Source organism: Streptomyces sp. CoH27 (genome assembly GCF_020181035.1).
GTDB classification, from domain to species: domain Bacteria; phylum Actinomycetota; class Actinomycetes; order Streptomycetales; family Streptomycetaceae; genus Streptomyces; species Streptomyces camelliae.
The window spans coordinates 77068-85477 of the sequence record NZ_JAIQYY010000025.1; the positions used below are offsets into that span (position 1 = coordinate 77068).

The following is an 8410-nucleotide window of genomic DNA, read 5'->3' on the forward strand; positions in this document are numbered from 1 at the left end:
CCCAGGACACGAATGCCATCACACATCCCCTCCGACCCACTGCTCCGACTCCCCACCCAGCCCGTACCGAAGTGCCGGACATCCAGCGGATACGGGAAGAACGTGCGGTTGTCACAGAGAGTTCCCGGCAATCACGGAGAGCTTTCATGAGGACCTGCGCCTGCGCGAAGGTCTGCCCTCACCGGCCGCCACCAGGCGCCCGCCCCGCAGCCGCAGGGCCGACATCCGCCAGGCTCGCCCGGCGCCCCGTCAGAGCCCCGTCGGTACCCAGTCCGGCAGGGCCTCGGCCCGCTCCGTCCACGCTGCGGGGGGTGTGCCCGCCTTGCCGGCGGCGAGCACGCCGCCCACGATCGCGCAGGTGGTGTCCACGTCGCCGCCCACCTGGGCGGTCGTCCAGAACGCGGCCTCGTAATTCCCGAGGTTGCGTGCGGCGGACCACAGGGCGAAGGGGACGGTGTCATGGGCCGTCGTGCGGCGTCCGCAGCCGAGGACGGCCGCGACGGTGCCCGCGTCGCCATAGTCCAGCATGTCGCGGGCGCGCCTCAGTCCCTGGCCGACTGCGCTCTTCGGCACCAGCGCGACGACGCCGTCGAGGAGCGCCTCGGGGCTCGGCGGCCCCTCCAGGGAGCCGACCAGGGCCGCGGCGGCGGCCACAGCCATGGCCCCGACCACGGCCTCGCGATGCTGATGGGTGGGGTAGGCCGAGATCTCCGCCTGGTGGGTCGCCTGCTCCGGATCGTCCGCGTACCAGGCGCCCAGCGGGGCGATGCGCATCGCGGCTCCGTTGCCCCAGGACCCCTGTCCGTTGAAGAGCCCGGCGGCCAGCTCACGCCAGTCCCCGCCCTCCCGGACGAGGCGCAGCAGACGGTTGACCGCGGGCCCGTAGCCCCGGTCGAAGTCGTGATGGTCGGCGAAGGAGCGGGCCAGCGCGTCCTGGTCGATGCGGTGGTGGGCGGCGAGAACAGCGACCACGGAGCAGGCCATCTCGGTGTCGTCCGTCCACTGCCAGGGACCCGGCGGCAGCTCGCGCCGCTTCAGCAGGGGATAGTGCGCCGGAACGAAGAACTGGGAGCCCAGGGAGTCCCCCACGGCCAGTCCGCGCAGGCTCGCCAGGGCGCGCTCCAGGCGCCCGGAGGAAGAGGAGTCAGCGGTCATCGCTCTGCCACTCTATCCGTTCACCCAGTACGGCACCGGATCTCGCCAGCGCTCGAAGGGCCGGTCGAGCGTGTACTTGCCGTCCTCTCCGAGAACGAGCATCCGCATCTCCGCGTTCCCGGGGTTGGACAGCGACTCGAATTCCGCGACGGTCCAGTGGAACCAGCGCATGCAGAACAGCCGCATCGCGAGCCCGTGCGTCACCAGGAGCACGTTCGGCGGGTGGTCGGGGGCCTCGAAGCTGCGGAACAGGCTCTCCAGGAAGCCGCCGACCCGGTCGTACACGTCGGCGCCGGACTCGCCCTGCGGGAACCGGAAGAAGAAGTGGCCGTACGCGTCCCGGTAGACCTTCTGCAGGCGGACGTCGTCACGGTCCTGCCAGTTGCCCCAGTCCTGTTCGCGCAGCCGCGGCTCCTCCCGGACACGTATGAGGTCGGGGTCGAGATGGAAGGCGCGGAGCGTCTCGTGTGTACGGCGGTACGGGGAGACGTACACGCTCACGCGTTCCCGGCCGAAGAGTTCCCTGAGCCCCTTGCCGGTCTCTTCGGCCTGTCGCCAGCCCCGCTCGGTCAGCGCGAGCGCGTGGTCGGGCTCGCGCTCGTACACGGAGTCGTCGACGTTGCCCGTGGACTCGCCGTGCCGGACAAGGACGATGCGCCGTGGTCGTGCCATGCCAAAACCCTAGATCGAGTGAGGGGAAGTCGAGCACTCGTACGGGCTCCATACGGCGTAGGTCACACGGATTCGGCCCCCCTGGCCCCTCCAGGGATGAGTTTGCTCTTCAAACCGACCCGGTCGGGGAGACCAGCGCGCCCGATGCTCAGACCGTCCAGGAGGGTTCCAGATCCACGATGTCACCGGAGAGCGCCGCGACGTCGGCCTCGGTCTGGGCGCGCAGGGCGAGGCGTTCCACGCGCTCGGTGCGGTACTTGCCGTGTTCGGCCGCCGAGCGCCACATCGACAGGATCAGGAACTCCTGGTCGGGGGCCTCGGCGAACATGCCGCGGATCATGCCGGGCGAACCGGCCATCGCGGGGTTCCAGACCTTCTCCTGCATGAGGGTGAAGTGCTCCACGCGCTCCTCGTGGACCTGGCACAGGGCCACCCGGATCAGGTCGGCGTCGGTGAACCTCGGCTCGAAGCCCGTCTTCACGTCGAAGCGGTACTCGAAGAGCTTGACCTGGGCGTCCTTGAACGTGCCGGACTGGGCGGAGGCCAGGCGGTCGTGCGAGCGGGCCATGAAGGAGTCGTAGAAGGCGCGGCTCTCCCAGAAGGCGAAGATGTGCGCCACGCCCGGCCGCTGCCGGCTCCACCCTCCGCCCTGCCCCCGAAAACCCGGCTCCCCCAGAAGCCCCGCCCATTTCCGCTGCCCCCGCTCGAAGCCGCGGCGGTCCACCACGGTGCAGCGAATCCACTTGACCAGCACCGCGCCATCGTAAGGCCAGCGGACGTGGCGCCGGTCACGCTCCGGCGGAGATCACCCGCGCATGCGCCCCGCGCGCGTGGCACGATGGGCAAAGAGCCCTGGCTCCACGCGAGTTGGGGACAGAGCAGTCACAGGGGGAAGGGGAAGCCCGTTGTCCGGCTTCAGCAAGGGACTCCGCAAGATCGAGGTGGCGGTGAAATGGGATCCGAGCCCGGCGGGTCAGCCGCCCACTGATCTCGACATCGTCGCTGCGACGTTCACCTCGGACGATGCCTACGGGACGCCAGCCTATCTGGTGCACTTCGACAGCCGCTCGCCCGACGGCACGATCTTCCTCAACCGGGACAGCACCGACGGCAGGGGCTTCGGCTGGGACGAGGTCATGACGCTGGAGCTGGACCGGCTGGCCGACCGGTACGCGCGCGTGGTGGTCGGTGTGGTCATCCAACAGCGGCCCGGGCACAAGACGTTCGTCCATGTGCTGAATCCGGCCATGCGGGTCCGGGAGGGCTACACCGTACTCGCCGAGGACGACTTCGGCTCGGTCCTCGGGGCGACGGCGGCCACGATCGCCGAGTTCGCGCGGGACGGCTCCGGAGACTGGACCTTCCGTCCTGGCGTGCACGGGTTCGAGGAGGACCCCGCGACGTTCACCCGCGTCATGGGCAGGGCGCACCAGCCCTGACCCACGACCACGGGTAAGGGGCGCCGGCAATGGCCGACGCCCCTTACTTCAGCTACCGCGTGTCATCAGCTGCAGCCGCTGGTCGAGCCGCAGCCCTCGCAGATGTAGCAGGAACCGGCCCGCTGCATCTTCGTGCCGCAGGAGAAGCACAGCGGGGCGTCGGCCTGGATGCCCAGCTGCATCTCCACCAGCTCGGCGCTGGTGTGGGCCTGCTTCGGGGCGGGCTTGGCCGCTTCGGACCCGGCCTTCGGCGTGGCGACCGCCTTCAGCTCCTGAGTGCGCGGCGCCGACTGGGCCAGGCCCTCGACGTCGACCTCGTCGTCGGCGGGCTCGTACGAACCCGTCTCCAGGTGGCGCTGGCGCTCCTCGGCGGAGTGGATGCCGAGCGCGGAGCGGGTCTCGAAGGGCAGGAAGTCCAGCGCCAGACGGCGGAAGATGTAGTCGACGATCGACTGCGCCATCCGCACGTCCGGGTCATCGGTCATGCCGGCCGGCTCGAAGCGCATGTTGGTGAACTTCGAGACGTACGTCTCCAGCGGCACGCCGTACTGCAGGCCGACGGAGACCGCGATGGAGAAGGCATCCATCATGCCCGCGAGAGTCGAGCCCTGCTTGGACATCTTCAGGAAGACCTCGCCGAGACCGTCGTCCGGGTAGGAGTTGGCGGTCATGTAGCCCTCGGCGCCGCCGACCGTGAAGGAGGTGGTGATGCCAGGGCGGCCCTTGGGGAGGCGCTTGCGGACCGGGCGGTACTCGACCACCTTCTCGACCGCGGTACGGATCGTCTCCTCGGCCTTCTCGGCGATCTCGGCCTTCGCGTCCTCCTTCTTCTTGGCGGAGAGCGGCTGGCCGACCTTGCAGTTGTCGCGGTAGATCGCGAGTGCCTTGACGCCCAGCTTCCAGGCCTCGAAGTAGATCTCCTCGACCTCCTCGACGGTCGCCGTCTCCGGCATGTTGACCGTCTTGGAGATGGCGCCGGAGATCCACGGCTGGATCGCGGCCATCATGCGGACGTGGCCCATCGGGGAGATGGCGCGCTCGCCCATGGCGCAGTCGAAGACCTCGTAGTGCTCGTGCTTCAGGCCGGGGGCGTCGATCACGTTGCCGTGCTCGGCGATGTGGGCGACGATCGCCTCGATCTGCTCCTCCTGGTAGCCCAGGCGGCGCAGGGCCTGCGGGACGGTGCCGTTGACGATCTGCATCGAGCCGCCGCCGACCAGCTTCTTGAACTTCACCAGCGCCAGGTCGGGCTCGACACCGGTGGTGTCGCAGGACATCGCGAGACCGATGGTGCCGGTCGGGGCGAGGACGGACGCCTGGGAGTTACGGAAACCGTTCTTCTCACCGAGACGGACGACGTCCTGCCAGGCCTCCGTGGCGGCGGCCCACACCGGGGTGTCCAGGTCGTCCATGCGGACGGCCTTGCCGTTGGCGTCGGCGTGCTGCGCCATGACGCGCTTGTGGGCGTCGGCGTTGCGGGCGTAGCCGTCGTACGGCCCGACGACCGCGGCCAGCTCGGCGGAGCGGCGGTAGGCCGTGCCCGTCATCAGGGAGGTGATCGCGCCGGCCAGGGCGCGCCCGCCGTCGGAGTCGTAGGCGTGGCCGGTGGCCATCAGCAGGGCGCCGAGGTTGGCGTAGCCGATGCCGAGCTGGCGGAACGCGCGCGTGTTCTCGCCGATCTTCTGGGTCGGGAAGTCCGCGAAGCAGATCGAGATGTCCATCGCGGTGATGACCAGCTCGACGACCTTCTGGAAGCGCTCGGCCTCGAAGGACTGGTGGCCCTTGCCGTCGTCCTGCAGGAACTTCATCAGGTTCAGCGAGGCCAGGTTGCAGGACGTGTTGTCCAGGTGCATGTACTCGCTGCACGGGTTCGACGCGGTGATCCGGCCGGACTCGGGGCAGGTGTGCCAGGTGTTGATGGTGTCGTCGTACTGGATGCCCGGGTCGGCGCAGGCCCACGCGGCCTCGGCGATCTTGCGGAAGAGAGCCTTGGCGTCGACCTCCTCGATGACCTCTCCGGTCATACGCGCGCGCAGACCGAAGTTGCCGCCGTCCTCGACGGCCTTCATGAACTCGTCGTTCACGCGGACCGAGTTGTTGGCGTTCTGGTACTGGACGGAGGTGATGTCGTCGCCGCCCAGGTCCATGTCGAAGCCCGCGTCGCGCAGGACGCGGATCTTCTCCTCTTCCTTGACCTTGGTCTCGATGAAGTCCTCGATGTCGGGGTGATCGACATCGAGCACGACCATCTTGGCGGCGCGGCGGGTGGCGCCACCGGACTTGATGGTGCCGGCAGAGGCGTCGGCGCCGCGCATGAAGGAGACGGGGCCGGAGGCGTTGCCGCCGGAGGAGAGCAGCTCCTTGGAAGAACGGATGCGCGACAGGTTCAGGCCGGCGCCGGAGCCGCCCTTGAAGATCATGCCCTCTTCCTTGTACCAGTCGAGGATCGACTCCATGGAGTCGTCGACGGACAGGATGAAGCAGGCGGAGACCTGCTGGGGCTGCGGGGTGCCCACGTTGAACCAGACGGGGCTGTTGAAGCTGAAGATCTGGTGCAGGAGGGCGTAGGCCAGCTCGTGCTCGAAGATCTCGGCATCGGCGGGCGAGGCGAAGTACTTGTAGTCCTCGCCGGCCTTCCGGTACGTCTTCACGATGCGGTCGATCAGCTGCTTGAGGCTGACCTCGCGCTGCGGGGTGCCGACGGCACCGCGGAAGTACTTGCTGGTGACGATGTTGACCGCGTTCACCGACCAGAAGTCGGGGAACTCGACGCCACGCTGCTCGAAGTTGACCGAGCCGTCGCGCCAGTTGGTCATGACGACGTCACGGCTCACCCACTCGACCTCGTCGTACGGGTGTACGCCGGGGGTGGTGTGGATGCGCTCGATGTGCAGTCCCTTGTTTCCCGCCTTGCCGCCCTTGGCTCGGGAACCTCGTGCCGGACCGCTCGCCGTCTCTGTCATGCCGCCTCCCTCTACGGGCGAAAACGCCCTGAAGTGCCCCGTTTGTTCCCGTGGCACGGTGTTCTGTCTTGTGCTGCGGGCACCCTCAACTGCCACCCGCAACAGGTCCTGGATCGCCGCCTCCCGGCCGGAACCCGGGTCTCCCCAGGGCTTCCGGCCCGCCGGTCAGTCGGCGGCGTGGGCGGGCTCGGGGACCTGGGTGGTCCCGCCGGGCCCGCGATGCTCTTCCTGGCTCCCCGCTCCCGCGTCGTCGTCGCCCACGGCGGGGCCTCGCGTCGCCTCCCTCAGCTCCGCGATGGCGGCCTCGAAGTCCTCAAGCGAGTCGAACGCCCGGTAGACGGAGGCGAATCGCAGAAAGGCGACGAGGTCGAGCTCCTGCAACGGGCCGAGTATGGCCAGCCCCACGTCGTGGGTGGTCAGCTCGGCACTCCCGGTGGCGCGCACCGCCTCCTCGACCCGCTGGCCGAGCTGGGCGAGTGCGTCCTCGGTGACAGGCCGTCCCTGGCATGCCTTGCGCACGCCGTTGATGACCTTGGTACGACTGAAAGGCTCGGTGACTCCGGACCGCTTGACCACCATGAGCGAGCACGTCTCCACGGTCGTGAAACGACGGGAGCAGTCGGGGCACTGGCGGCGCCGGCGGATCGACGTGCCGTCATCGGTCGTACGACTGTCGACCACACGGCTGTCGGGGTGCCTGCAGAAGGGGCAGTGCATGATCTCCAACCCTCCTCACAGCAGACTCAACAACCTCGCCGAGCCCATGGGCCCCGCGAAGCAGCCCTAAGCATAGGCGATCGCGGAACCGTCTCAGACCCGGGGGACCACAACTTGTGGGCTGCTGTAGCCATCCAACCACTACATGTGGGGCTTGGCGCATACACCGAGGCAGACACGCGTGTCACAGCCGTACGACCGGCGAGGCCGACGCCGTCCGTGACCGGGCGGGGACACGCGGTACGGAGCCCTACGGCCGCGACACTTAGGGATATACCGTGGGCGCCACACGGAGGACGCGTGAGACTCCGGCGCGGAACGGGCCCGGATCCCGGTCGGCCGGATTCCGGATGGCAGACTGGGGACACGACTCACGAGGTCGGTACCCCGGCGGTGAAGAGTACAACAATGGACGCTTTTGTCCGCCGGACGGCGCGTTGGCTATACACCCAGACACATGATCGCGTCAGGTGAATCGCACTTTTTCACTCGAACGTGTGTTTGGCGCAACCTTTCGAAAGCAACTACCGTTGTCCAGCAGGGAGACCATCGAGAGGGGCCGACGTGACCACCACCGCAGACAGTGCCACCATCACCGCCCAGGACCGCTCCCAGGGCCGAGTCGAGCCGGTACACGCGATGAACGAAGCCACGAATCCCGAGCACAAGCGCTCCTTGCCGGGCCGACCTCCAGGAATCCGGGCGGACAGCTCCGGGCTCACGGACCGGCAGCGCCGCGTGATCGAAGTCATCCGGGATTCCGTGCAGCGCCGGGGTTACCCGCCGTCCATGCGGGAGATCGGTCAGGCCGTCGGCCTCTCCAGCACCTCCTCCGTCGCGCATCAGCTGATGGCGCTGGAGCGCAAGGGCTTCCTGCGCCGCGACCCGCACCGCCCACGCGCATACGAGGTCCGCGGCTCCGACCAGGCCGTGACCGTGCAGCCCACGGACACCGCCGGCAAACCCGCCGCGTCGTACGTCCCGCTGGTCGGCCGGATCGCCGCCGGTGGGCCCATCCTCGCCGAGGAGTCCGTCGAGGACGTCTTCCCTCTCCCCCGCCAGCTCGTCGGTGACGGTGAGCTGTTCGTCCTCAAGGTCGTCGGCGACTCCATGATCGAAGCCGCGATCTGCGACGGCGACTGGGTCACCGTGCGCCGCCAGCCCGTCGCCGAGAACGGCGACATCGTCGCAGCCATGCTCGACGGCGAGGCCACCGTCAAGCGCTTCAAGCGCGAGGACGGCCACGTGTGGCTCCTCCCGCACAACGCGGCGTACGAACCGATCCCCGGCGACGACGCGACCATCCTGGGCAAGGTCGTCGCGGTGCTGCGGCGCGTGTGACCCCTGCCACGAGCGGACCGGCCGACCGGTTCGCTCCCTGACCGGGCCCCGGAACCCCTGCGCCGGTTCCGGGGCCCTGCTGTGTCCGGGGGTGGTCCGCGGCCCCTTGGCATCGCGGGGGTG

7 protein-coding genes are annotated in these 8410 nt (G+C 68.9%); 2 read left to right on the forward strand and 5 right to left on the reverse strand.

Annotation, left to right across the window (positions count from 1 at the left end):
* Positions 1–249 precede the first annotated feature (249 nt).
* The 3 genes from LE548_RS34875 to LE548_RS34885 form a co-directional block, all read right to left on the reverse strand.
* Positions 250–1155, reverse strand: coding sequence for an ADP-ribosylglycohydrolase family protein (locus LE548_RS34875; RefSeq protein WP_225101034.1), 906 nt, complete (start codon positions 1153–1155; stop codon positions 250–252).
* Positions 1156–1167: 12 nt separating this feature from the next.
* Positions 1168–1827 carry a histidine phosphatase family protein gene (locus tag LE548_RS34880; RefSeq protein ID WP_225101035.1) on the reverse strand — a complete coding sequence of 220 codons (660 nt, stop codon included), beginning with the start codon at positions 1825–1827 and terminating at the stop codon, positions 1168–1170.
* A 148-nt stretch (positions 1828–1975) separates the two neighbouring features.
* The gene (locus tag LE548_RS34885) at positions 1976–2581 is read right to left on the reverse strand and encodes a YdbC family protein (RefSeq protein ID WP_225101036.1); all 606 of its coding nucleotides are present in this window, start codon (positions 2579–2581) and stop codon (positions 1976–1978) included.
* A 76-nt stretch (positions 2582–2657) separates the two neighbouring features.
* Between LE548_RS34885 and LE548_RS34890 the strand changes: the two genes are divergently transcribed.
* Positions 2658–3266 (forward strand): TerD family protein, encoded by a 609-nt coding sequence (locus LE548_RS34890; RefSeq protein ID WP_308030975.1) that lies wholly within the window; start codon positions 2658–2660, stop codon positions 3264–3266.
* Positions 3267–3331: 65 nt separating this feature from the next.
* Here the strand turns inward: LE548_RS34890 and LE548_RS34895 are convergent, their stop codons facing one another.
* A complete protein-coding gene (locus LE548_RS34895) occupies positions 3332–6229 on the reverse strand; it encodes a vitamin B12-dependent ribonucleotide reductase (protein WP_225101038.1) in 2898 nt (965 codons plus the stop codon).
* Positions 6230–6394: 165 nt separating this feature from the next.
* Positions 6395–6946, reverse strand: a complete 552-nt coding sequence (nrdR, locus tag LE548_RS34900) for a transcriptional regulator NrdR (RefSeq protein WP_225101039.1) — start codon at positions 6944–6946, stop codon at positions 6395–6397.
* 564 nt (positions 6947–7510) lie between these two features.
* On the opposite strand from nrdR, the gene lexA reads away from it, so the two are divergent.
* Positions 7511–8287 carry a transcriptional repressor LexA gene (gene lexA, locus LE548_RS34905; protein ID WP_053666267.1) on the forward strand — a complete coding sequence of 259 codons (777 nt, stop codon included), beginning with the start codon at positions 7511–7513 and terminating at the stop codon, positions 8285–8287.
* The last annotated feature ends 123 nt before the right edge of the window (positions 8288–8410 follow it).

Coding starts and splice junctions, on each gene's coding strand:
- nrdR (WP_225101039.1), bottom strand. CDS start 6,946: ATGCACTGCCCCTTCTGCAGGCACCCCGACAGCCGTGTGGTCGACAGT.
- LE548_RS34880 (WP_225101035.1), bottom strand. CDS start 1,827: ATGGCACGACCACGGCGCATCGTCCTTGTCCGGCACGGCGAGTCCACG.
- LE548_RS34875 (WP_225101034.1), bottom strand. CDS start 1,155: ATGACCGCTGACTCCTCTTCCTCCGGGCGCCTGGAGCGCGCCCTGGCG.
- LE548_RS34895 (WP_225101038.1), bottom strand. CDS start 6,229: ATGACAGAGACGGCGAGCGGTCCGGCACGAGGTTCCCGAGCCAAGGGC.